The 24,386-nt window shown below is 36.6% G+C and carries 21 protein-coding genes; 18 read left to right on the top strand and 3 right to left on the bottom strand.

Annotated features, from left to right (window positions below; all coding sequences use genetic code 11):
* Position 1: 1 nt before the first annotated feature.
* The 13 genes from FN809_RS16100 (at position 2) to rfbB (ending at position 13,989) form a co-directional block, all read left to right on the top strand.
* Positions 2-1,162: an acylneuraminate cytidylyltransferase gene (locus tag FN809_RS16100; RefSeq protein ID WP_142534563.1), complete on the top strand. Its 1,161-nt coding sequence runs from the start codon at positions 2-4 to the stop codon at positions 1,160-1,162.
* 1 nt (position 1,163) lies between these two features.
* Positions 1,164-2,744 carry a hypothetical protein gene (locus FN809_RS16095; RefSeq protein WP_185957589.1) on the top strand — a complete coding sequence of 527 codons (1,581 nt, stop codon included), beginning with the start codon at positions 1,164-1,166 and terminating at the stop codon, positions 2,742-2,744.
* Positions 2,745-2,747: 3 nt separating this feature from the next.
* Positions 2,748-4,019 carry an oligosaccharide flippase family protein gene (locus tag FN809_RS16090; protein ID WP_142534561.1) on the top strand — a complete coding sequence of 424 codons (1,272 nt, stop codon included), beginning with the start codon at positions 2,748-2,750 and terminating at the stop codon, positions 4,017-4,019.
* Positions 4,019-5,050 carry a polysialyltransferase family glycosyltransferase gene (locus FN809_RS16085; RefSeq protein ID WP_142534560.1) on the top strand — a complete coding sequence of 344 codons (1,032 nt, stop codon included), beginning with the start codon at positions 4,019-4,021 and terminating at the stop codon, positions 5,048-5,050. The genes FN809_RS16090 and FN809_RS16085 overlap by 1 nt, the downstream gene beginning before the upstream one ends.
* A gap of 30 nt (positions 5,051-5,080) precedes the next feature.
* Positions 5,081-6,289, top strand: coding sequence for a hypothetical protein (locus FN809_RS16080; protein ID WP_142534559.1), 1,209 nt, complete (start codon positions 5,081-5,083; stop codon positions 6,287-6,289).
* A 127-nt stretch (positions 6,290-6,416) separates the two neighbouring features.
* Positions 6,417-6,992 carry an acyltransferase gene (locus FN809_RS16075; RefSeq protein ID WP_142534558.1) on the top strand — a complete coding sequence of 192 codons (576 nt, stop codon included), beginning with the start codon at positions 6,417-6,419 and terminating at the stop codon, positions 6,990-6,992.
* The gene (locus tag FN809_RS16070) at positions 6,992-8,092 is read left to right on the top strand and encodes a glycosyltransferase family 4 protein (RefSeq protein WP_142534557.1); all 1,101 of its coding nucleotides are present in this window, start codon (positions 6,992-6,994) and stop codon (positions 8,090-8,092) included. Before FN809_RS16075 ends, FN809_RS16070 begins: the two co-directional genes overlap by 1 nt.
* Positions 8,093-8,101: 9 nt before the next feature.
* A complete protein-coding gene (locus tag FN809_RS16065) occupies positions 8,102-9,193 on the top strand; it encodes a DUF1972 domain-containing protein (protein WP_142534556.1) in 1,092 nt (363 codons plus the stop codon).
* 46 nt (positions 9,194-9,239) lie between these two features.
* Positions 9,240-10,388 (top strand): hypothetical protein, encoded by a 1,149-nt coding sequence (locus FN809_RS16060; protein WP_142534555.1) that lies wholly within the window; start codon positions 9,240-9,242, stop codon positions 10,386-10,388.
* 54 nt (positions 10,389-10,442) lie between these two features.
* Positions 10,443-11,318 carry a glucose-1-phosphate thymidylyltransferase RfbA gene (gene rfbA, locus FN809_RS16055; RefSeq protein WP_142534554.1) on the top strand — a complete coding sequence of 292 codons (876 nt, stop codon included), beginning with the start codon at positions 10,443-10,445 and terminating at the stop codon, positions 11,316-11,318.
* Positions 11,319-11,321: 3 nt separating this feature from the next.
* On the top strand, positions 11,322-11,870 hold the full coding sequence (gene rfbC, locus FN809_RS16050) for a dTDP-4-dehydrorhamnose 3,5-epimerase (RefSeq protein WP_142534553.1): 549 nt from the start codon (positions 11,322-11,324) through the stop codon (positions 11,868-11,870).
* 2 nt (positions 11,871-11,872) lie between these two features.
* Positions 11,873-12,733 (top strand): dTDP-4-dehydrorhamnose reductase, encoded by an 861-nt coding sequence (gene rfbD / locus FN809_RS16045; protein WP_142534552.1) that lies wholly within the window; start codon positions 11,873-11,875, stop codon positions 12,731-12,733.
* 215 nt (positions 12,734-12,948) lie between these two features.
* Positions 12,949-13,989, top strand: coding sequence for a dTDP-glucose 4,6-dehydratase (rfbB, locus tag FN809_RS16040; RefSeq protein WP_142534551.1), 1,041 nt, complete (start codon positions 12,949-12,951; stop codon positions 13,987-13,989).
* A 354-nt stretch (positions 13,990-14,343) separates the two neighbouring features.
* Here rfbB and metG read toward each other — a convergent pair whose 3' ends face one another.
* Positions 14,344-16,380 carry a methionine--tRNA ligase gene (metG, locus tag FN809_RS16035; protein WP_142534550.1) on the bottom strand — a complete coding sequence of 679 codons (2,037 nt, stop codon included), beginning with the start codon at positions 16,378-16,380 and terminating at the stop codon, positions 14,344-14,346.
* Between the two features lie 152 nt (positions 16,381-16,532).
* Between metG and FN809_RS16030 the strand changes: the two genes are divergently transcribed.
* Entirely contained in the window at positions 16,533-17,435 is a 903-nt protein-coding gene (locus FN809_RS16030; RefSeq protein WP_142534549.1) for a S66 peptidase family protein, read from the top strand.
* On the opposite strand, the gene FN809_RS16025 is transcribed toward FN809_RS16030, so the two are convergent.
* Both FN809_RS16025 and pbpC read right to left on the bottom strand, forming a co-directional pair.
* Positions 17,421-18,299 (bottom strand): NmrA family NAD(P)-binding protein, encoded by an 879-nt coding sequence (locus FN809_RS16025; RefSeq protein WP_142534548.1) that lies wholly within the window; start codon positions 18,297-18,299, stop codon positions 17,421-17,423. The two genes, FN809_RS16030 and FN809_RS16025, sit on opposite strands and share 15 nt — an antisense overlap.
* 62 nt (positions 18,300-18,361) lie before the next feature.
* On the bottom strand, positions 18,362-20,728 hold the full coding sequence (gene pbpC / locus FN809_RS16020; protein WP_142534547.1) for a penicillin-binding protein 1C: 2,367 nt from the start codon (positions 20,726-20,728) through the stop codon (positions 18,362-18,364).
* A 474-nt stretch (positions 20,729-21,202) separates the two neighbouring features.
* On the opposite strand from pbpC, the gene FN809_RS16015 reads away from it, so the two are divergent.
* The 4 genes from FN809_RS16015 (at position 21,203) to FN809_RS16000 (ending at position 24,378) form a co-directional block, all read left to right on the top strand.
* Positions 21,203-21,580, top strand: coding sequence for a YccF domain-containing protein (locus FN809_RS16015; RefSeq protein WP_142534546.1), 378 nt, complete (start codon positions 21,203-21,205; stop codon positions 21,578-21,580).
* Positions 21,581-21,783: 203 nt separating this feature from the next.
* On the top strand, positions 21,784-22,224 hold the full coding sequence (locus FN809_RS16010; protein WP_142534545.1) for a DUF417 family protein: 441 nt from the start codon (positions 21,784-21,786) through the stop codon (positions 22,222-22,224).
* A gap of 305 nt (positions 22,225-22,529) precedes the next feature.
* A complete protein-coding gene (locus FN809_RS16005; protein WP_142534544.1) occupies positions 22,530-23,108 on the top strand; it encodes an LOG family protein in 579 nt (192 codons plus the stop codon).
* A gap of 52 nt (positions 23,109-23,160) precedes the next feature.
* The gene (locus FN809_RS16000; RefSeq protein ID WP_142534543.1) at positions 23,161-24,378 is read left to right on the top strand and encodes a DUF4271 domain-containing protein; all 1,218 of its coding nucleotides are present in this window, start codon (positions 23,161-23,163) and stop codon (positions 24,376-24,378) included.
* The last annotated feature ends 8 nt before the right edge of the window (positions 24,379-24,386 follow it).

Genomic DNA, 24,386 nt, shown 5'->3' with positions numbered 1-24,386 from the left:
AATGAAAACAATTGCATTTATACCTGTAAGGGGAGGAAGTAAATCCATACCCAAAAAGAACATAAAAGAATTCTGTGGGAAGCCATTAGTTTATTGGACGGTAAGGGCTGCGCAGGAATCTGATTTGATAGATGAAGTTATTGTTGCCACGGATAGTCTTGAAATAAAATTAGTTGTAGATAGTTTTGCATTTAGTAAATGTCGCGTTTATGAAAGATCTAAAGAAAATGCCCAGGATTATTCATCAACAGAGAGTGTAATAATTGAATATTTAAATCATACGAGTTATGCGAAGAAAGATCAATTTGTACTGATACAAGCTACATCTCCATTTCTTAGAGCCTATGATATTACATCGGGAATAAAGCAATTGCGAGCGTCTGGCTCCGATTCGTTACTTAGTGGTTCACTTGTAAAACGTTTTTTTTGGAGCATAGAAGGTCAAACTTTAAACTATGATTATAAGAATCGACCTAGAAGGCAAGATTTCAAAGGGACATATATAGAAAACGGTGCATTTTATGTAAATACCGTAAATAATATTTTGAAGACTAGGAATCGTTTATCGGGTAAGATTGAAATATATCGAATGCCAGAATATACGATGACGGAGATTGATGAGCCAGATGATTGGATCATTGCTGAATTTCTAATGAAAAAACATATCCTAAAGAAAACAAAAAAGAAGATTAAGCTTTTTATATCGGATGTGGATGGTGTTATGACAGATGCAGGAATGTACTATTCTGAATCTGGTGATGAATTAAAGAAGTTTAATACCCATGACGGAATGGCGTTTAAGTTATTACGGGATGTGGGAATCAAAACAGGGATAATTACCTCTGAGAATACAAAAATAGTAGAACAAAGAGCAAAAAAATTAAAAGTCGATTATCTATATCAGGGTAAAGAGCATGATGGTAAGTTAGCTGCTGCTCAATCTATTTGTAAAGAGATAGGTGTGGATTTGGATGAAGTAGCTTATATTGGGGATGATATTAATTGTTTTGATTTGCTCTCTAAGGTTGGATACGCTGCATGCCCACAAAATGCATTAAAAAAAATCAAGGAAGTGCAGGGTATTATTCATCTTTCTAAAAATGGTGGACAAGGAGCTGTTAGGGAGTTTGTATCTATTTTAATGGATAATTCATATATGTAATATGGATATGGCAAAAATGCAAGACGTAGAGCAGGAATTAAGGAGTTTTTTCGTTAGAATATCAAGTTTGGCTTATGTAGTTATTAAAGAAGACTTTAGAAAAGGGGATGAGATTCTCAGGAAAAATATATTTGACGATATAGATATTGTTGTTCTAAAAACTGATGAATTAAAACTCATTAAAGAGGCGGAAAAAATTAAGGTGGGAAGTGGCGAGTACTATGTAATTCGAAAGGAAGGAAATTGTAAAGTCCGTTTTGAGAAAAATGGTAAGTTAGTACTTCAGATTGACATTTTATCGTATAATAAATACATATCGACTACTTTTGTAGAACACGTAATGAAAAGTCGAGTATGTGTAGGTGGGATTTATTTTCTTTCTAGCGATAATGAGTTAATTTTTAGAATTGCTGAGGTAGTTCAATTTCCCAAAAAGCAACAGCATTGGTATTATTTATTGCGAAATTGGCAAAAAGCATATGCGTTTAAAAGATTGGATTTACTGGCACCACTATACAAAAGGATTATATTTTTATTAAGAGTTCCTATATTTTTTCCGTTAATTTTTCTATCCATTCCAAAACTTAAAGAAAAGTTAATAAATTCATTAGAAAATATTGGATTAAGAAGAAAGTCTTGGCTGGGAGATAAATTTCCTGAAATCATTTTTAAAATGAATGTTAGGGAACTAATTTCTAAACAATTTACGATTAATGGGTTTAATAGATGTGATTCAGTTGTGCGACTGTTGGCAATTGAAAATTATTACAAAATAAATGATTTTGGGTGGGATTTATATAATAAAATGCAACATATTAGGAGTGACGGATTAAATGATGGAGCAAAAGAAAGATTCATCCAATTAATAAATAGTATTCAAATAAATGGGTTTGATAATTATTCAGAAATACCTATTTCAAGAAAAGGAAGTATTTTAGACGGATCTCATAGACTTGCATGCGCAATTTACTTCAAGGAACAATTTGTCAGTGTTAATATTGCCAATAGGAATTATTTTGATAAAAAAGAAAATGAGGCAGTGTATGATATTAATTGGTTTAAAAGTAATGGCTTTAGTGAGCACGAAATTAATTTAATTAATAAAAGAGTGGAAATGGTAATTCAAGATAGTAAATGTTACTTTACATTTATTATTTGGCCGCCTGTAATGGAGTTTTTTTCGGAGATTATTTCTGATATTCAAAAGTCGAATGGAGTTTTAAGTTTTAAAAGAATGAATTTAAAGAAAGATTATTTTGAGGAGTTCGTATCTAAAATTTATGCTTGTGATGATATTGAAGATTGGAAGATTAAAAAGAAACTGAATGCAATGAATAATTATAATTGCGAGATTGGCATCCTAAGAGTTTTTATTTCTGAACCTAATTTTAGACGAAAGGCTTCAAATAATAGACCTATATCTCAACAGGTTGAAGAAATAAAGAGAGCAATTCGAGCAAAATATAAAACAAGAATACCAAATTATATCTATGATATTGCAATTCATATTGGGGATAATTATGCTCATACAGATGAGATGGAAAATGTGATAACTATGTATAGTGAATTTTGTAATGAATAATCTATGAAAATCAATAGATTATTTAAAGATTCATTTGTTTATATGTTAACGGAATTCTTCAATAAAGGAATTCCTTTTATTTTATTACCCATTCTGACTAGGTATTTAACTCCTGATGAATATGGCATACTATCTCTTTATACAACATATATTTTTGTTATGTTAATATTTTCTGGACTCAGTGTGCAAGGTGTAATAAACGTCAACTTTTATAAGTTAAGTAAGTATGACTTATCTGCGTTTATCTCATCATCTATCGTTTTATTTATTATATCTTCTTGTGTAGTTTTAATAGTGCTAATTGCATTTAAGAATGTAATAGCTAAATTACTTGCAATTGATGTAGTTTGGGTCTTTATAGGTTTTTTTATCGCTTTTTTCAAGCAATTTTATGTTATAGTTACAGGAGTATTGAAAATGGAAAATAAGGCGATAAAATATGGTGTTCTCCAAGTTTCAAACATGATTTTAGAAATTGTGATATCTCTGGTTTTAATTACAGTTTTTTTCTATAACCATGAAGGACGTTTTATTGGGATTATTCTAGCTACTTCTTTTTTTGGTTGCTATTCAATTTTTTTTCTGATTAAAAATAAGTATGTTAACTATGTTTTTAATTATGCATATTTTAAAGAGGCCTTTAACTTTGGTTTTCCACTGATTCCACACCAACTAAGTTTTTGGTTACGAAATGGGGTGGATCGGATAGTCATAATGAAGCTTTTAACAGCTTCTGCTGTTGGGATATACTCTGCAGGATATCAAATAGGTTTTGGAATTTCAATGTTAGCAATGGCAATTAATCAAGCGTACCAACCATTTTTATATAGGAAATTGCTCAATATATCAACTGAAAATAAGGTAGCGCTTGTGAAGTATACATATGTTTATTTTGGACTTATTATGGTATTGGCAACTTTTGTGTCTTTATTTTCAAAATATATTTTGAAAATCATAGCAACGGAAAAATATGTTGAAGCATTAGATTTAATTCCATATTTTGCTTTTGCAGCTGCTTTTCATGGTATGTATTTAATGGTTGTTAATTATATATTTTACGCCAATAAAACAAAGTTACTAGCAAAAATTACACTTACAACGGGTTTAATACATTTAGCATTTGTATACTTTGGTATTCAGTACGAAGGAATTGTTGGTGCTGCAAAAGCTTCACTGATTTCATATTTTCTAACATTTATTTTGACTTGGGTCTTGAGTTCTAGTGTTTATGCAATGCCATGGTTGTTTAAGAAAAGCTTGAAAAATTCTCAATAATGAAAAGTGTTTTTGTTATACATAGTCCAATAGCATTATTAATCACTAAGCAGATTGTCAAAGATTATAAATTAAGAAATGAAGATATATACATACTTACTTTACGAAAATTCATAGTTAGTGAATTTGATAATGTATTCTCACTGCCGGAGTTGATACCTTCTTTATGTATATTTAAATCATGGATAAAAGTTTATAATCTAAGAAATAGGATTTTAACGTTTTTAAGTTCAAAGCAATTTGACTTATATATACCATCTAGTGGATTTCCTATATTTCAACTGTTGACAAGGATGGAATCGTGCCACTCATACAGTTATATGGAAGAAGGGATGGTTAGTTACCACAGTGTTGAAAGAAAAAATAGTTTGCATATATCGTTTTTTTCTAGAAAAATATATTTGTTAGGATGGTTGCGAAATATTTTTTATATGATTAATTTTCCAATGCTGGGAAGTAAAATATATGATTTTTATGAATGTAGGAATAATAAATTTAAAGATTTTTATGCAATTTCAGAACTAGCATTTCCTGATATTGCAAATAAAAAGATATTAACATTGCCGTTCGAGAAATGTACAAATTATAAAGACAAAAGTCGCTTGAGCGTAATTGTTCTCGAAGCTTTCGCACAAGCAAATTTATTAAAATTGGATGACTATTTGTATGCGCTTCAAAAATTACTCAAATATTTAGTTAGTAAAAATGAAACAATAGTATATATAAAGTTTCATCCAGTGCATTATCAGTTTGAGGGATCTCAAAACGCATTTACAGAGTTATTAGAAACTTTTTCGAATGAAATAACTGTAATTTACCTAAAAAGAGACCAGACATTGGAAAACATGGCTTATACTTTTAAAAAAAATGTGTGCTTTTACCATATAGCAAGCAGTATTGGGATATATGCCAACATTTGCGGATCAAAGTCAGCTACCTTTAAGAAGTTTCTACCTGTAGAAAACACTGCATTTAATGAGTATTTGGAATCTTTGCCAAGAGTTTTTTTTGAAGTTGTCTGCGAAATTTAATTAGATATTGATAAGTAAGTTTCTCAACTAATGATTATTAAGAAAAACATTGCAATAGCAATTATATTTCAGTTTTTTAATGTACTTGGACTTCCAATGCCATTGTTGTATACTAATATATTATCAATTTTACGATTTGATAAGGTATTGTTGAATAAAAAATATTCAAGAATTTTATTTTATGTAATTATTGTCAGTTTGTTATATTTTGCATTTCATTATGCAATAGGAATTAACTTGTTCGAATATGTCAAAACTTTGCTTCTTTTGATAATAGTATTGATTAATTGTTTTTTTATTCACAGGTATATACTCATAAATAAGAATGAATTTGCTGTAATTTTTGAATGGATTGCTAAAATTGGATTTATTTTATTTATTGTTAGTATCCCATTCTTCTTTTGGCCTGAAAGTGGCCTGTTTTACAGGTGGCATAATTTCGGCTTGGGATTATTAAACATTCCGCGCTATAAAGGATTAGTTTATGAACCCTCATTCTATGCATTATTATCCACACCCGTTCTGATTTACTACATTTCCGATATTTATGCTAATTATAGGGGTTTTAAATCATATGTTTTATTTATTTTGGTGCTAATCCCCTATTTATTGACTCTTTCATTAGGTGCAATTGCATTACTATTTTTATCTGTTTTTATAGTATATGGTTTTAGTATAATTAAACGTAGAGTCAAGAAAGCATTGGTATATATGTTTTTAATTTTATCATTGTTTGGTACTCTTACTTTTATAACGCATAATCCTATTTCAACACGTGTTAACTTGTTAATTCAAGGAAAAGATAGTTCCGGTAGTGGAAGAACAACGGATGCATTTTTCCTTGCTACTGTAATGGCTAATTCAAAAAGTTTAATTTTTGGTATAGGTCTTGGTCAAATTAAAATTGTTGGAGAAAAATATATACGAGCTTTTTATAATTATAATGAAGGTTGGAAGCGTGTTTCATTACCTAATGCAAGCGCCGAAACGCTTGCGATATATGGTTTTTTAGGTTTCTTCTTATTTAGAATATTACTACCCTTAATACTATTTATAAGATTCTTTGATAAATTATCTTTATTCAATAAAAATTTATTTGTTTTCATCTTTCTATATCAATTTACAGGAAGTTTTATTACTTCTACAGTGGAGTATTATATTTGGATTTTATCTTTAACACCTTTAAAAGATGAAAGCGAAAAGTTGAATGTGAAAGTAAACAAGATTATAAAATTATAGCAATAGTTATATTTTGGTCGTAAATATTCTAAATTATATATTACGAGTAGTTTTTAAAAAAGGTGCTCGATTAAGTAAAAGCCTACCGTTGGGTTATATTCTTAATTTATTATCCCGTTATCTACTAATGGCAATAAGAGGGTGGGTATTAACATTTCCTTTTTTCAGGTATAATTTTATACATTATAGTGTAAAAATCAGGGCTAAAAATCTATTTAAGATCGGGAATAATGTTAAGATTGAATCTAATGCTTATATAGATGCATTCTCAGAGCAAGGTGTTATTATTGGTAATAATGTAAGTATTGGTAAAAATACAAGAATAGAATGTTCTGGATCCCTTTTTAATCCTGGGATAGGAATCCATATTGGAAATGGAACTAGTTTGGGAACTGATGGTTTTTTTGGATGTGCCGGGGGAATTATAATTGGCGATGATACAATAATGGGAAACTGGGTGTCCTTTCATGCTGAAAACCATAATTTTAACCGACTTGACGTGTTGATTAAGAATCAAGGGGTGAATCGTTGTGGAATAAAAATAGGAAATAATTGTTGGATTGGTGCTAAAGTAACAATTTTAGATGGAGTCATTGTGCAAGATGGTTGCGTTATTGCTGCTGGTTCTGTTGTATCTCGAGGGATATATGAACCAAATTCTATTATAGGAGGTGTGCCAGCAAGAGTATTAAAGAAAAGATAATGAAGAATATTTTATGTGTTCATCAAGGATATGAATTATACGGGTCAGATAGAATGTTCATGCTTTCACTTAAAGGCTTTAGAAAGCGGTACGGTGATATACACATAACCGTTCATTTACCTGTAGAAGGTATATTAAGTTCCAAAATTATTGAGGAGGGATTGGCGGATGAAGTCATATTTTCACCAATGGCAGTATTAAGAAAGAGTGACTTTAAGAAATTTAATTTCAGTAATGTTTTGCGCGGCCTTTTTATATTACCCAAAAAAGTACAGTTTTGTAATTCTTTCGACCTTATTTATATTAACTCAATTGTAGTTTTTGATTATTTGCTTGCAAGCAGGTTTAGTAAGTCAAAATGTATTGTTCATATACATGAAATTGTTGATGGCATAATCAGATCGTTTTTTGAAAAGCTCCTATTATTCTCTAAGACTAATTGCATATTTGTTTCGCAAGCGACAAAAAATGCTTTTACGAAGCTTAATAAAGGGCAGGTTGTTTTGAATGGCATAAAAGGATTCGATTTTAAGGAGCGTGCGTTCTCTGGCGAATTTAAGATATTACAAATTGGTCGAATTAATTCAATGAAAGGTCATGATATATTATTAAAAGCATTGGTTGCCTTAAAATCTAAATATTCCCTAAAAGTGAGGATTATAGGCGATGTTTTTGATAATCAGAATCATTATAAAAACGAAATATACGACTTAATAAAGCATAATAAGCTTGAAGGAATTGTTGATATTAGAGGATTTAGTAATTTTCCAAGCTCGGATTATGAATGGGCGGATATTGTTGTGATACCATCCAAAAAGCCGGAATCATTTGGCTTGGTTGCGATAGAGTCGATGAGTGTAGGTTCCATAACATTAGCATCAAAGATCGGAGGTCTTGCGGAAATTTTTAATGATGGGGAGTCTGGTTTTTATTTTGAACCAAACAATGTTGATTCATTAGTTACAGCACTTGAGAAAGTTTTAAATTCAAATAATTTATGTAAAAATATTGCAAGGAAAGGTAATGATCTCTATGAGCATATGTATACTGAAGAGGCCTATATCAATAGATTTCAGATCGCACTTGACGATATTTGTTAGTCCGTTAAAATGAACATAGCAATAATAGGTACAAGAGGTATCCCAAACTACTATGGGGGATTTGAACAGTTTGCCGAATATTTAGCCAAATACTTAGTGGATAAGGAGCATGATGTTTCGGTCTACAATAGTCATTATCATCCCTATCAAGAGAAAACGTGGGAGGGTGTAAAAATTATACATAAATACGATCCCGAAGAAAAAATTGGAACATCAGGCCAGTTTATATACGATTTAAACTGTATTCTTGACTCAAGGAAAAGAGGATTTGATATCATCCTACAATTAGGATATACAAGTAGCAGTATCTGGGGAAAACTGCTTCCTAACAAGACCAAAGTGGTTACCAATATGGATGGTTTGGAATGGAGGCGGACTAAGTATTCTAAAAAAGTACAGCAGTTTCTGTTATATGCCGAAAAGTTGGGTGTTAAATATAGTCATCATTTGGTGGCGGATTCAATAGGGATTCAAAAATATTTGAAAGATAAATATAATGAGAATTCTACATATATCCCCTATGGATCGCATGTAGTAAAGGATTATTCGGTTGATTGTCTTAAGGAGTATGATGTTACAGCCCATCAGTACAGTATGTTGATCGCCAGGTTGGAGCCGGAAAATAGCATTGAAATTATTTTGAATGGTATTGATTTAGCAAACCAAGGGCAATCATTTCTTGTTATAGGTAATCATAAAACAAAGTATGGTGATTATTTGAAGAGAAAGTATAAACACAATGCAAATATTCGATTTGTAGGAGGGGTTTATGATATAAACATACTCAACAACCTAAGATATTTCTCTCATATTTATTTTCACGGGCATACGGTTGGGGGAACTAATCCAAGTTTATTAGAGGCAATGGGTTCAGGCGCTTTAATTTGTGCCAATGATAATTTGTTTAATAGATCAATTCTGGGCGATGATGCTGTATATTTCAAAACAAAAGAAGATGTTAGGCATATGATAGTAAATTACCCTAACGACAAAAGGGATGAATTTGTAAACGCAAATTTTATAAAAATTGAAAAGCTTTATAGTTGGGAGAGGATTGTATCTCAATACGAAGAATTATTTAATGAAGTCGTATCTCAATAGTAGCGGAATAAAGAACTTATTTAGGAGGCACGGTGTATCATATGCCATGTCTCTTTTTTTTATTCTGGATGTGGTCAATTTTTACACCGATCAAACTCAAGGTTTAAATAGTAGCAATAGTATTTCCTATTATGGTAAGGGAATAGTAGAGGTTATTCTTATTTTAATATTGTTGATCAGAGGGTGGGGACGCTCTTTTTTATTAATGATTCTGTGCTTTTCTATTATTCCTATAATCGCATATGGTTTAAGTATTTATTCAACAAGTGCTACAATAAGTTACAATCATTTATTTCAGTTGTTTAAAGAAGGAAATAAGTATATTTTCCCCATGTTGCTCTTCGTGGGTATTCAGTCTTTTAAGTTTAGATGGGGTGACATTAAAGTAATTTTTGAAAGTATATTTATTCTATCGGCTGTAATAGTAATAGTTGCCTTTGCATTTGATTTATCTTATTTTTACACTTATGATGGAAATCGTTTTGGATTCAAACCACCGTTTTCAACTCAAAATGAGATTACATTTTTCTGGATGATTGGGGTTACTTACTTTGGTAGTGTAATGCTTAAAGAAAAAAGTATTAAGTATACCGTTTCACTTATATTACTGCTGTTTGCATCCTTAATTCTTGGAACTAAGGCGATAGCGCTCTACTTGTTCTGCTACTCTTTATTCATGTTTTTTTCCATAAAACGGATTTCCATTAATCAAAAAATACTAGGCATTGTACTTACTATTATAGCCTTTTGTATTTTCGCTTACGTTTCGGGTATTTTTAGTTTCTTCTATGTAAGGTACCTGGATCAAGGATTATTGTATGCTATTACCTCCAAACGTAACCTCTTATTTGAACAAAGTGTGATTCCATTGTTAGCACAATGGAAATGGTATAACATTTTTATTGGCGGTACTTATGTTGATATGCCTGTTTCAGAGATGGGCTTAGTGGATTTATATTTGTTTTCAGGGCTTATAGGATTTGGATTGTTTTTTATTCTACTGCGCCAAACAATATTTGCATTTACTAGAAAAAACGCAATAGGACTTTTTTTTGTTAGTCAATACATATTAATTGGTTCATTGGCTGGGCACATATTCTCTTCTGGTATAAATGCAATTTACTTGGCAGTGCTCTGTTATTATTTGCAGCAAAGCAATCTTGGCCATTCGCCAGTGAAAGTTTTAAAAAAATGAAATCTATCATAACCTTGTAGTGTGCGATTTACTCATATAAAAAGAGCTAATATTATGAAAGGCATCATACTAGCCGGCGGTTCTGGCACACGTTTACATCCCATCACATTAGCGACATCCAAACAGCTATTGCCTGTTTTTGACAAGCCCATGATTTACTATCCCTTATCTGTACTAATGTTGGCAGGTATCAAGGAAATATTAATCATCACAACTCCCGAAGATCAAGCAGGATTCATCCGTCTGTTGGGCGATGGAAAACAATGGGGAATTACTTTGGACTATGTGGTTCAACCATCTCCGGATGGATTGGCACAGGCTTTTATTTTAGGTGAAGATTTTATTGGAGACGATGATGTCTGCTTAGTATTGGGTGATAATATTTTCTATGGTCATGGCTTTGTAGAGCTATTGGGTAATGCCGTTAAAACTATATCAGAAGAGAATAAAGCCGCTGTTTTTGGCTATTGGGTGAACGATCCGGAGCGTTATGGGGTCTGTACCTTTGATAAGGACGGTATGGTTACAAGCATTGAAGAAAAACCGGAAGAGCCAAAATCGAATTATGCCGTGGTTGGCTTATATTTCTACCCTAATGATGTAATCAAAGTGGCTCAGTCGATTAAGCCAAGTGCAAGGGGGGAGTTAGAGATAACGACGGTAAATCAGGTTTACCTTGATGAAGAAAGGTTAAAAGTGGAGTTGATGGGCCGTGGATTTGCCTGGTTAGATACGGGTACCCATGAGTCCCTGCTCGAAGCTAGCCATTTTATTGAAACGCTGGAAAAACGGATTGGATTAAAGGTGGCCTGTCCCGAAGAGATTGCCTATCATCAAAATTGGATTACCAAAGATCAATTAATTGAACAGGGAAAGAAATTGGCTAAAAATCAATATGGCCAATATTTAATGTCAATTGCCAAACGATAACAAATGCAATTTATAAAAACAAAATTAGAAGGATGTGTGATTATCGAACCTAAAGTGTTCGGAGATCAGCGGGGTTATTTTTTTGAATCTTTTAATCAAAAGCAGTTTGAAGATAATGTGGGCAAAATTGATTTTGTTCAGGACAACGAATCACGTTCAAGTAGAGGGGTTTTACGAGGTTTACATTTTCAGTTGCCACCGTATAATCAAGCCAAGTTGGTTAGGTGCATCGAAGGCGAAGTGTTAGACGTAGCCGTTGACCTGCGAAAGAATTCTCCAACTTATAAGCAGCATGTGTCTGTGCTGCTTTCTGATGAAAATAAACGACAGTTGTTTGTGCCTCGAGGTTATGCACATGGGTTTATCGTGCTGAGTAGGTCAGCCATTTTTTCGTACAAGGTGGATAACTGGTATGCTCCGGATCATGACTCCGGTATCGCGTGGAACGACCCGGAAATTAATGTGGATTGGCAGATCAACGAAGATGCTATCTTACTTTCGGGCAAGGATAAGATTTTGAAATTTTTGAAAGATACAAACATACCATTTTAAGTATGAATATTTTAGTGACAGGTGCCAATGGTCAGTTAGGCTCGGAATTGAGAGCTTTATCAGATCAGTCAAGCCATTCATTTATTTTTACAGACGTTAATGAGCTGGATATCCTAAATGCAGATGCAATACAGGAATTCGTAAAGAATAATCCTATTGATGTAATCATTAATTGTGCGGCCTACACCGCAGTTGATAAAGCAGAAGAGGATGTTGAAACGGCAAGGGCATTAAATGCTTTGGCTGTAAGCAATTTAGTTTCTGTCTGTGAAGATAAGAACATAAAACTAATACATATTTCAACAGATTACGTGTTCGATGGACACAATTTTAAGCCATTAGAGGAGCATTGTCCGGTAGCACCAATAGGTGTTTATGGTAAAACCAAGCGCGAGGGGGAGGAGTATTTGCTTAATTCAAAAATCACAGGAGCGGTGATACGTACCTCTTGGTTGTACTCTTCTTATGGGAATAACTTTGTAAAATCAATGATGCGATTAGGTCGTGAGAAAAATGAGTTGGGGGTAATTTTTGACCAGATTGGAACGCCAACATACGCGGCGGATTTGGCACAAACCATTTTAACCATTTGCCAGCATCCAAGTTTTGGATGTGGTTCAAAATTGATTCATTATTCCAACGAAGGTGTAGCTTCGTGGTACGATTTTGCAAGTGCTATAATGGAAATAGCCGGTATCGACTGCTGTGTAAAACCAATTGAGACAAAGGATTATCCCACGCCTGCAGCAAGGCCTTACTATTCAGTAATGAACAAAGCGCTTATAAAAGAGGAATTTGGAATTGAAATCCCATATTGGAGAGACTCGTTAAGAAAGTGTATTGAAAGAATGAAAGAATTCTAAAGTATAGAAGTATAAACCGGCATAGCCTGCACCACCTTATCAGGGGATCACAGCAAATTAGTAGATCATAATGTAGATGATTAAGATTTACACTGGTTATAATGGTTTTGTTAATTTATAACACATGGAACGAGTCATAAGAAATGCTTTCAAAGTTAAGTATTCGATTAAATTTGACGAGTTACGTGTAGCAATTTAAAAATAGATATAATCACATGAAATCAATATTAGTAACTGGTGGAGCAGGTTTTATTGGAGCTAATTTTGTTCCCTATTTTGTTGAAAAGTATCCGGATTATAAAATTATTAACTTGGATTTACTCACTTATGCCGGGGATATAAATAACCTTCAGGAAGTTACAAGGGCAAATAACTATGAGTTTGTTAAAGGCGATATTTGTAACCGTGAACTTGTTGAGTATCTGTTTGATAAGCATGATATAAGAGGCGTTATTCATTTTGCGGCTGAGAGCCATGTAGATAATTCCATAAGTGGTCCAGAGGTGTTTATTCAAACAAATGTGAATGGAACCTTTACGCTATTGGACATAGCACGTAAGTATTGGATGGATGCACCATTTACCTATAAGGAGGGATATAAAGGCTGTCGTTTTCATCATATCTCAACGGATGAGGTGTACGGTACGCTTGGGGCTACCGGATTATTCAGGGAAGATACCCCTTATGCCCCTAATAGTCCGTATTCATCCTCAAAAGCCAGTTCTGATTTTTTGGTACGTGCTTATTTTCATACTTATGGCATGGATGTAACCACCAGCAACTGTAGTAATAATTATGGGCCAAAGCAGCATGGTGAAAAATTAATTCCAACCATTATACGGAAAGCCCTGGCTGGTGAAGATATACCTATCTATGGAGATGGTAAAAATGTGCGCGATTGGTTGTATGTATTGGATCATTGCACAGGGATTGACGTAGTGTATCATAAGGGACGCTCTGGTGAAACCTATAATATTGGTGGAAGAAATGAGCGTGATAATTTGTTTATTGTACATCACATTTGTGAAATTTTGGATGCCAAACAACCTCTGAAATCAGGTAACTCCTATAAGGAACAAATTACTTTTGTAAAGGATAGGGCAGGTCATGATCGCCGTTATGCCATTGATGCCACCAAAATTGAAACTGAGTTGGGCTGGAAGGCTGTTGAGAATTTTGAAACAGGTATTGATAAGACTATTGATTGGTATTTGAACTCTAACGGAGTTTCCCATATGAATCGCTCATCACAATAACATGTGGACTACTCCTATGGAGTATAATTTCAATTGCATACTTCCTCCCCGAGATACCTGCCCGCGGCAGGCAGGTAACTCGGGTTATGTAAAGGTTATCCGTACAGGATTAAGAATGTTACTCTACATGTATAATCTCATATCATAAGCTAAATTCTTGCACTTTGAATTTATCTTATATTCACAATCTCCATATTATCTGAAATAGAGTCTATTTTTTGTAGTCCCTAAACAATGCAAAGCCCTCAATCCACCTCTCCTTTTTCCTTCCCATCCAACAAAGTTCATCGCAAAGAAGCTATTCTTAAGATATGCGGTTAATTTTTGGTTTCTTCGGTATTTTCTATCAATAGCTTAACGTACTTCTGATCCCGGCTTCATTTTTTTTGATGGCGCTACAAACACCAGTTCTCCGTTTGCATCCTGTGCCATTAATATCATCCCTTGCGATTCTATCCCTTTAATTTTGCGTGGTGCAAGGTTTACCAAAATATTCACTTGTTTGCCCACGATATCGTCCGGGTTATAGAACTCGGCAATGCCCGAAACCACGGTACGGGTATCAATTCCGGTATCCACTTCTAGTTTAAGCAGCTTTTTGGTTTTGGCCACTTTTTCGGCACTTTTAATAGTGCCAATGCGGATATCCATTTGGCTAAAATCCTCAAAGCTAATATTCTCTTTGGCTGGTTCTGCCATTTTTTTAGCCGATTGATTGTCTGTTTTGCTTGCTTGTAGTTTATCTAACTGTTGTTGTATTGTTTCATCTTCAATTTTTGAGAACAGCAACTCCGGTTGGTTTATACCATGTTCAGGGGCAATCAAATCCGTCTTCCCCAATGCATCCCAGCTTGAGCCCGGTAAGTTGAGCATTGCCTGCAACCTGAGGGCGCTGAAAGGCAAAAAGGGTTCCATCAGTACAGATAGGTTAGCAGTTATTTGAAGCGATACGAACAGGATGGTTTTAACACGTTCTTCGTCCGTTTTAATAACTTTCCAGGGTTCTGTGTCGGCCAGATATTTGTTTCCGAGTCGGGCCAGATTCATCATTTCTTTAACTGCCTCGCGAAAGCGAAAATTATCCAGACTGGCCTGTACTTTTTTTGCTATTACTTCTATCTGTGCAAGCGATTCTTTATCAAAGCTGTCCACCACCTTGCCCATGGTGGGTACTTTGCCGTTAAAGTACTTGTGTGTAAGTACCATTGTGCGGTTTACAAAGTTACCCAGAATGGCTACCAGCTCATTGTTGTTGCGTGCCTGAAAATCTTTCCATGTAAAATCATTGTCTTTGGTCTCGGGTGCATTGGCACAAAGGCTATACCTCAGCGAATCTTCTTGTCCCTTAAAATCTTCGAGGTACTCGTGCAGCCAAACAGCCCAGTTGCGCGAAGTAGAAATTTTATCTCCCTCTAAATTCAAAAATTCATTGGCCGGCACATTGTCGGGTAAATTAAACGAGCCTTCGGCTTTTAGCATGGCCGGGAACATGATGCAATGGAATACGATATTGTCTTTACCAATAAAATGAAGCAATCGGGTTTCCGGATCTTTCCAGTATTTTTCCCAGTCGGGCGTTAACTCTTTGGTAGCCGAGATATAGCCTATCGGTGCATCGAACCACACATACAGCACTTTACCATCGGCTCCGTCAACAGGTACGGGAACGCCCCAATCCAGGTCGCGACTTACCGCTCGTTCTTGCAAGCCTTGATCTAACCACGATTTGCATTGCCCATAAACATTGGATTTCCACTCCTTATGTTCCTCCAAAATCCATTTTTTAAGGAAGGGTTCATGCTTATCTAAAGGTAAATACCAGTGTTTGGTTCTTTTAAGTATGGGAACACTTCCTGTAATCACGGAAACAGGATTTTTCAGGTCGTTTGCGTTGAGCGAGCTGCCACAACTTTCGCATTGGTCGCCATAAGCGCCGTCGTTTCCACAATGCGGACAAGAGCCTGTGATGTATCTGTCGGCCAAAAACTGTTTGGCTTCGGGGTCATAAAACTGATCCGATTCGTTTTCTACAAACCCACCTTTATCGTATATGGTTTTAAAAAAATCTGAAGCGGTTTTATAATGTGTTTCTGAAGTAGTTCTGGAATAAACATCAAAGCTGACACCAAAATCTTCGAATGATTTTTTGATAATGTCGTGGTATCTGTCCACGATATCCTGAGGCTTTAGGCCTTCATTTTTCGCTTTAAGGGTAATAGGAACACCGTGCTCGTCGCTACCGCCAATAAGCAAAACATCCTCGCCTTTCATGCGCAGGTAGCGGGCGTAGATATCGGCAGGGACATAAACCCCGGCCAGGTGGCCGATATGTATAGGTCCGTTTGCATAAGGTAAGGCAGTAGTAATTAGTGTTCGTTTAAAGTCGTTCATTTTTTAAAGCGATTAAATGTATCGTAGAAATATATTATCATTATTTTTTTGAATGGCGCAAAGATAAGGTTTTTACAAACATTTTGGTTTTTTTTGTGCTTATTGTAGCACAGATATAATTGAGCAAAGTGCACATCGCTAAAAATAAATACATGATACACCCCCCTTCGTTACAAAAGGGCGATACAATAGCTATAGTAGCTCCGGCCGGTAGGATAGATAGTGCCATTATAGCGCAGGCCGGCCACAGGATAGCGCAGATGGGCTATCGCGTAAAATTGGGCAGTTCTCTGAGTCGTCATCATTATAATTTTTCATCTACGGATTACAACCGTAGGAGCGACTTTCAGCAGATGATGGATGATGATGAGGTAAAAGCCATTTTGTGCACCCGTGGAGGCTATGGCGCTATTCGCTTTGTCGACGAATTGGATTTTACGGGTATATTGGCTCATCCTAAATGGCTTATCGGCTTTAGTGATATTACGGTTTTGCACGCGGCATTTCTAAAACAAGGGCTCGCTACTATCCATGGCCCTATGTGCAAAAGTTTTTTAAATTATACCGAGACAGGAGCCGACATAGAAATTTTATTTTCTTTTTTACAAGGTGAGTCGCCTCAATATATGATTAATACGCACCCGGCCAATCGTTTGGGTACAACAAAAGGTAGCTTGGTGGGCGGTAACCTTTCGTTATTGATGGCGCTGCGAGGGACCAGATATGATTTTGATCCACGCGGTAAAATTTTGTTTATTGAGGATGTAGATGAATACCTGTATCACCTGGATAGGATGATGTTGAATTTGAAGTTAGGCGGGGTGCTCCAAAAACTATCGGGCTTGGTGGTGGGTCAATTTACCGATATGAAAGACAATGAGACACCATTTGGCGAAAGCATTGAGGAAATTATTTATAAGAATGTGAAAGATTATAACTATCCCGTAGCTTTTAATTTTCCTGCAGGACACGTCGAAACCAATTATCCCTTAATTTTTGGCGAGGAGACGGAATTGGTGGTTAAGGAGAATGAAGTGGCTTTAGTTGCCCTTTAAACACTTATCTTTTTCTCGTATAATAAATTCTTTAAGTGTGGTGGTTTTTCTTCCGGTAAGATTGCTGTAATCATCCGATATTTTAGGTTCTTTTTGCAGTTGCGGTAAAAAATGAAGTAATGTCATCACCAGTGCAAATCCTTTGGGTAGCCCTTCCTTTTTTTTCTTAAAGTAAAAGCGAACGGGGTTAATACTTTTAAAGTGAAACTTAGTTCCTGTAATTTCGCTCATTAAGTCAGTCACTTCTATAAAACTTTTATTTTCTGTTCCGGTTATTTCGTAGGCTCTGTTTTTATAATTGTCAAACGAGTGTATTAATATGGCTGTGGCTTCTCCTATATTTTTAACGTCTATCCAATTAAATTTTGCCTTACCCGCCGGGAGTGTAATTGTATTATTAAAAAGTATTTCAGGAAGCAAGGTAGTCGTCAGGTTCTGCATAAAATAGCTTGGACGAACAAAAATGTAGCTAAAGCCCATTTGTTTTATCAGAGCCTCTACTTTATGGTGAGGAATCATTTTACTGGTCTCCACTCCTTGTACGGATAGAAATATCACTTTTGTAATTCCGTTTTCCTTTGCCGCTTGTAAAAGAGGTCTGAAATACTGCTCCACCTGTGAAATGTGTGGCGGACGGAGTAGGAAAATTAGGTCAATATTTTTAAATGCAAGCCTAAATGATTTCTCATCTTCGAAATTAAACCATGCGTACGACAGGTTAGGGTAGTTTGAGAAGGTTTTTTTTACACCCTTCATGTTCCGTGCTGCGGCAATTATTTCCGTGTCGTTGTCGATTGTATGCAGATGATGAATTACTTCTGTTCCTATGTTTCCTGTGGCACCGGTAATAAGTATCCGTTTCATTTTTTTAATTTACCTAATTGTGTTGTTTTGTATCCCAAGTTATTCAATAATTATTTCTGCTTCTACGCATCACCTCTTCCCACGCACAGCATATTTTTTTGTAATATATTCCCGTCTTCGTCTATCAGCGTTATTTGGTGTTTACCTATGGAGGGTTTTATGGCCATTTGATGTACAAAACTTGTTTCGCCTAAAAAATCGCCATCTAAATGCCAAAAAATAGTGGACGAAGAATTTCGGTGGGCTACTTTTAAAACCACTGCTTGCGTTTTTCCATCGATACCTACAGGAAGAAAAAGATGGTTGCTGTTCTGCGGATAAATAAATTCCATTACCTGTGCCTGAGCCGGGTGGCAATTTTTGTGCATGGGGGGTAATGTTTTATACAGCGGATGGTTTTTGCGGTAATACCACTCCATTGCCGGCGGTAAAACAAACCATCCGTTATGTTGCATTTTAGAGGTGGGGTAACAGTCGGAATGAACCCTGAATAATCCTGTTTCGTCTAAATGAATTAATGGATGATAGGGGCATATATCCGACTTTTGGCCTTGAACCGGAATGTACATCGAATCTATAGGACAATTGAGTCCGGCCTTAAAGCCCGATGTATGGCAGATGGCTGCTTTTAGCATGTCGTCGTATGGAGGTGCAAACCAGGAGGTACGGGGCAGGTGCCTGAATATATCGAACATGATTGGGCCGGCCGTGCTGCCTCCCACGATGCCGGGCCTGCCTTCGCCGGTGGCATTGCCCACCCACACCCCCACCACATATCCGGGACTTACGCCCACGGCCCAGGCATCGCGATAGCCAAAGCTGGTTCCGGTTTTCCATGCTATTTTACGGCTCGAAGCAAACATTTTCCATCCGGTTTCCTCATCCGGACGGTTTACATTAGTCATGGCCTCAAAAGTATGATAGATGGCAGCCGCACCAAACACCGGAAAAAAATCAGACAGCTTACCTCTTGTTAAATGTTCATCTTTAAATAATATGGGTTGCCGAAATTCATTTGTGTAATATTGGCTGTTGTTTTTACGGTAGTTACTTAATGTGCGTGCCATAGATGCATAGGCACCCGAAAGCTCAAACAAGGTAGCCTCGGCACCACCTAAAATAAGCGATAGGCCGTAATAGTCGGGCTTGTTTTTAACGGTTGTAAGTCCTGCTTTATGCAGCACTGCACAAAAGCGACCAATATCGTATTCTTCCAGCATTTTTACTGAGGGCACGTTCAGCGAGCGACTTAAAGCTTCATGGGCAGGGACGGCTCCCGAATAGGAGCGGTTATAATTTTTTGGCGCAAAGTTTTTGTAATATGTAGGTATGTCTGCCACTAATGAAGTAGGCAATAACAAACCATCGCATAAACAAGCGGCATACAAAAAGGGTTTTAAAATGCTGCCCGTGCTCCTTGGAGCCTGGATAATATCTACATGGTTTTGGTGCCATTGCTTTTTGATAGGCTGTGTGTTTCCGCAGTAAGCCAGCACTTTGCCACTTTTTACATCTAAAACAATGGCTGCAGCATTATGTATTTCGTTTAAACGCAACTGATGGTGGTGTAATTCAATGGTTCGATTAAGCTTTTTTTGTAATGCCTTATCCAGGGTGAGATGATATATTTTTCCCTCTTGTTTTTTACGGCAATAATCCAACAGGTGAGGTGCCGGTTGTGGCAGGGGGTAGGGATGTGGGGGTATCGCTTCGTCCAGGGCCAAGGCATAGGTGAGCGAATCTATCTTGTTTTGATCAAACAATTTTTTTAGCAGTCGGTTTCGCTTCTGAAGCAGAAGTTCGCGGTTTTTTCCGGTATGAATCAAACCGGGTGCATTGGGCAATACGGCCAGCATGGCACTCTCGGCCCAGGAGAGCTGATGTGGTGCACGCTGAAAATACCGCCACGATGCCGCTTCCAGTCCCACTACGTTGCCGCCAAATGGTGCATGGGTGGCATACAGCATCAGTATTTCCTTTTTAGAGGAACTTATCTCCAGACGTAAGGCCTGCACGCTCTCCTTGGCTTTGTTCCATACCGTACGTCGCTTCTGGGTGGCCAGGCGAATCACCTGCATGGTTAGGGTGCTGCCCCCACTTACCACCTTGCCTTGTGCTATGTTTTGCCACAATGCCCTGCCAATAGCAAGCGGATTGACACCCGGATGACGGTAAAAATAAGCATCCTCAAAAATAAGCAGACTACTGGCAAATTTGGCCGGAACAGAATCGCCCTGCGGGAAACGCCACTGTCCGTCGCTGGCAATATGTGCGCTAAGCAGTTCCCCATTATTGTCGTAAAGGACTGTGGAGTAGGGTATGTTGAATAAAGGAAGGGATATGGATAACCAAAACAAAAGAGCGATAAAGCCGGAAAAAACAAGAAGATATGTTTTTTTTGCTTTGCGAATTGTAAACTTCAGACTCATTGTTGTGGCATAGCTTTTTATAAATTGCTTTATTGCTACTAATATAAGGGAAATGCACAAAATAGTGCATGCGCGGGTAAACAAATTTATGCCAGTGCTTGCAGAAAGTAGATGTGTAAATTTGTACCAGGCTATTTACGGAAACATAACTACTAGCGGTGTCGGGGATAATTAGCTTATTTATATGCCGTTGAAACAAAGTTAGGATTGGCCCACTATAAGAAAATAGAAAAACCTGTGGAGGTGATAAGCGTTGTACAAAATGAACGGCCTTAGCTGTAGCTTGCTTGCACTATTTATTGGCTTGGTGATAGTGATCTGCTTATTATTTTTCGGGTCTCCATCTACCGGATAGATAGGGTATCCGCCTTTGTGCAGACTTAATAGCGAAAGGGGAATAACAAGTGTATAGCCTATTTTTGCAGTGTTTTTTCAATTGTAATAATTAAATAAGCGTATATTTAAAACAAAAAAATGAATTTTTTCGGAAACTTGATTTGGCTTATATTCGGTGGCTTTATGATTGCGCTTGAATATTTTGTGGCCAGCATATTGTTAATGATTACCATTGTAGGGATACCCTTTGGCGTGCAGACGCTAAAATTAGCCAGTCTGGCGCTTTGGCCTTTTGGCAGAGAGGCCGTGCCGGGTTATCGTGCGTCGGGTTGTTTATATACCCTGATGAACGTACTTTGGATTGTGGTGGCGGGTATATGGATTGCTCTATCACATTTGTTTTGGGGCCTGGTATTGTGCCTCACCATTATTGGAATTCCCTTTGGGATGCAACATTTTAAAATGGCATCCGTAGCATTAACACCATTTGGAAGGGATATACGAAACATCCACTGAAAACATTATTATTGAGATAAAATATTGTGATGATAAGAGCCCCCGAAGGGTCGGCGGAGGCTGTGAAAATATTTTTTCACATTACATGACCTGTTCCAGGGGGAGGGGAATGATTATACAGTCGAGTTCCACGATGAAAAATCGGGGCAGGCTATCCCGCTATGTCGGGACAAGTTAATGGTAAATGAAATCAATTTAAATATATGAAAAACTTCATTAGTAAGCTGTTTAAAACAATTGGGATATTTATTTTGCGTTACGGTTTAGGCCTGGTTATTATTTGGTTGGGTTTTTTAAAGTTTAAAAACTCCGAAGCCGACTATACGCATCAACTTATTTCGGGTGGATACTTATCGTGGGTGCTTCAATATTTAACGCCCTATGCGCTTAATCAGATTATTGCTTATGTGCAAATAGTTATTGGTCTGCTCATTATGCTCAAGCCTATTTCCCGATCGCTATCTTTTTGGGGTGGCTTGGCAGCAGCCATCATGTTACTGTTCAGTATCTCCTTGCTTTTTACAAGTCATGTTGTTTGGCAAACAGGGTATGGATTTCCCGAACTGTCAAAAATAGGACAAACAATTTTAAAAGATGTGGTTTTGTTTGGTGCAGCCGCCTGGTGTATTGGCGACAGTATGTAATTTTTCATTGGTGTCCGGCAAACCTTTTTCATTTAGCTTTCTATCCTGGTATTTTCAGGATGTTGAGAGATTTTTAATTAGTGTGGGGCTTACTTCCACCTCAGAGAAACGATGGTTCTTTGATACCTTTTAAATTTTATTTGCATCAAAAATTTCCGTATAGCCAAAAAGGAAGAACCTGTCCCGCCTTAGCGGGAGCCTGTGCGACTTGAGCACTAATTAAGATGCAAATATTTCACCGGACAATAGTGGTAATTTTTATCAAACAATGTATTCGATAACCGTTTATTGATTATTTTATTAGCATGAAAAGAGCTTGTATATTTTGTGCATCCAGTACAAAAACCGAAAAAGTATATAGAAACGCGGCAGCAAAATTGGGTAAAGAGCTGGCCGGTAAAGGTTGGGCCATTAATTATGGCGGAGGAGCTGTAGGTTTAATGGGTGCCATTGCCGATAGTATGTTGGCTCATGGTGGGGAAGTAAGAGGTATAATGCCCCGTTTTATGGTAGAGGTGGAGTGGGCGCATAAGGGCGTCAGTGATATGGTTCATGTGGAAACTATGGCTCAGCGTAAGGCGCTGTTGGTTAAGGATGTGGATGCTGTTATTGCACTGCCCGGAAGTATAGGTACACTTGAGGAATTGTTTGAAGTGCTTTCAAACAAAAAGCTGGGTTTATTCCATAAACCTGTTATTTTGCTAAACACCAAGGGCTTTTTCGATCCTTTGATACAAATGCTCAATAAAATGATAGACGAACGGTTTATGCGTCCTCAGCATGGCCAACTCTGGATTGCAGTTGACAATCATAAAGATGTTATCCGTACCATCGAAGAGTGCCAGGTTTGGTGCAACAACCCATTAAATATGGCTGTATTGTAAGCGAATGTGGCTTAAACCAAACTAATTATTATTTTTGCACAAAAGTGATGCAATGGATCGAACAGGCTTGAGCGTACTAACAAAGCAGCTGATACTAAGGCAAGACTCGGTAAAGACAATCCCGCAGAGTATTTCTATCAAGGTACCAACAGTAAAAAGGCTTGAGGTGGAAGCGCCTAAGCCCGTTTTAACCATACCTGATATTCCGGAGCGTTTTAAAAAACCAGAAACGCCGGTTAAAGTTGTTAAAAAAGTTTTTGTACCCTCGGCGGAGGACTCCTTGCAATTCAACCTTAAAAAAAGTGATTCGCAGCAGCCGGGAATACTTAATAATACCTTGGTGCGGGATTATTTATCGCAGCATTCAGTTGCCGGGGAGCAGCAGGACAGTAGTGTTATTGTGCCTGCTGAGCAGATTGTCGGCATGGGCTTAGATAAACCGGTGAGCGATACCACAGCGACTAATGCAAGTGGGTTAACAAAAGATACGGCTTATCACGTTCTGCAAAAAGATACGATGGGTTTTACCAGCGATTCATCTGCAACAATAGAATCCAAGTCAATTAGCACCACTCGTCAAGCAGACTCTTTAAAGCACGATGGCCTATCCATTGAAAGTACAGAATACTCGAAAGATGTATTAACGGGGTTATTAATACTTTCTGTGGCTATAGCAGGTTTTGTTCGTCTGACCAATTTTAAATATTTGCAAGAATTATTTTTATCGGTATTTTCTTTGCAGAGGGCTCGCAATATGTTAAAAACGGATAGCTTGCGGATTCGCAATGCCAGTTTTTCGCTAAGCACTTTGTTTTTGTTTAATTCTGCCCTGTTTATTTACGAATACATCCATTTTAATAAGCTTTCCTTCGCCTGGGGCAACGGTATGTTGTTGATTCCGGTTTTTATGCTTTTGCTATTCTTATTCCTCTTTATTAAAAGAATATTATATGGTTTTGTAGGTTTTGTGTTTGAGCAACAGGAACAGACCAAAGAATATATGTTTTACAGCAGCCTTACCAATAAAATTTTTGGCCTGGCCGTTTTACCACTCATATTATTCGTCCCATATGTTGGGGAAAGTGCACAGACTATGCTATTTAATATAGGTATAGCCACGCTCGCCTTACTTTACATAACGCAGTTGCTTCGTGGATTTTCAATAATTTTAAAAAATGTATCGTCATTGTTTTACTTGTTTTTGTATCTTTGTGCGCTAGAAATAATACCTTTTGTGATTGCATATAGCATTATTGTGAATATGCATTAGGAATTTAG

It is taken from the genome of Saccharicrinis carchari (assembly GCF_900182605.1).
In the GTDB taxonomy this organism is placed as follows: domain Bacteria; phylum Bacteroidota; class Bacteroidia; order Bacteroidales; family Marinilabiliaceae; genus Saccharicrinis; species Saccharicrinis carchari.
This window is presented reverse-complemented; position numbering and strand designations above follow the sequence as displayed.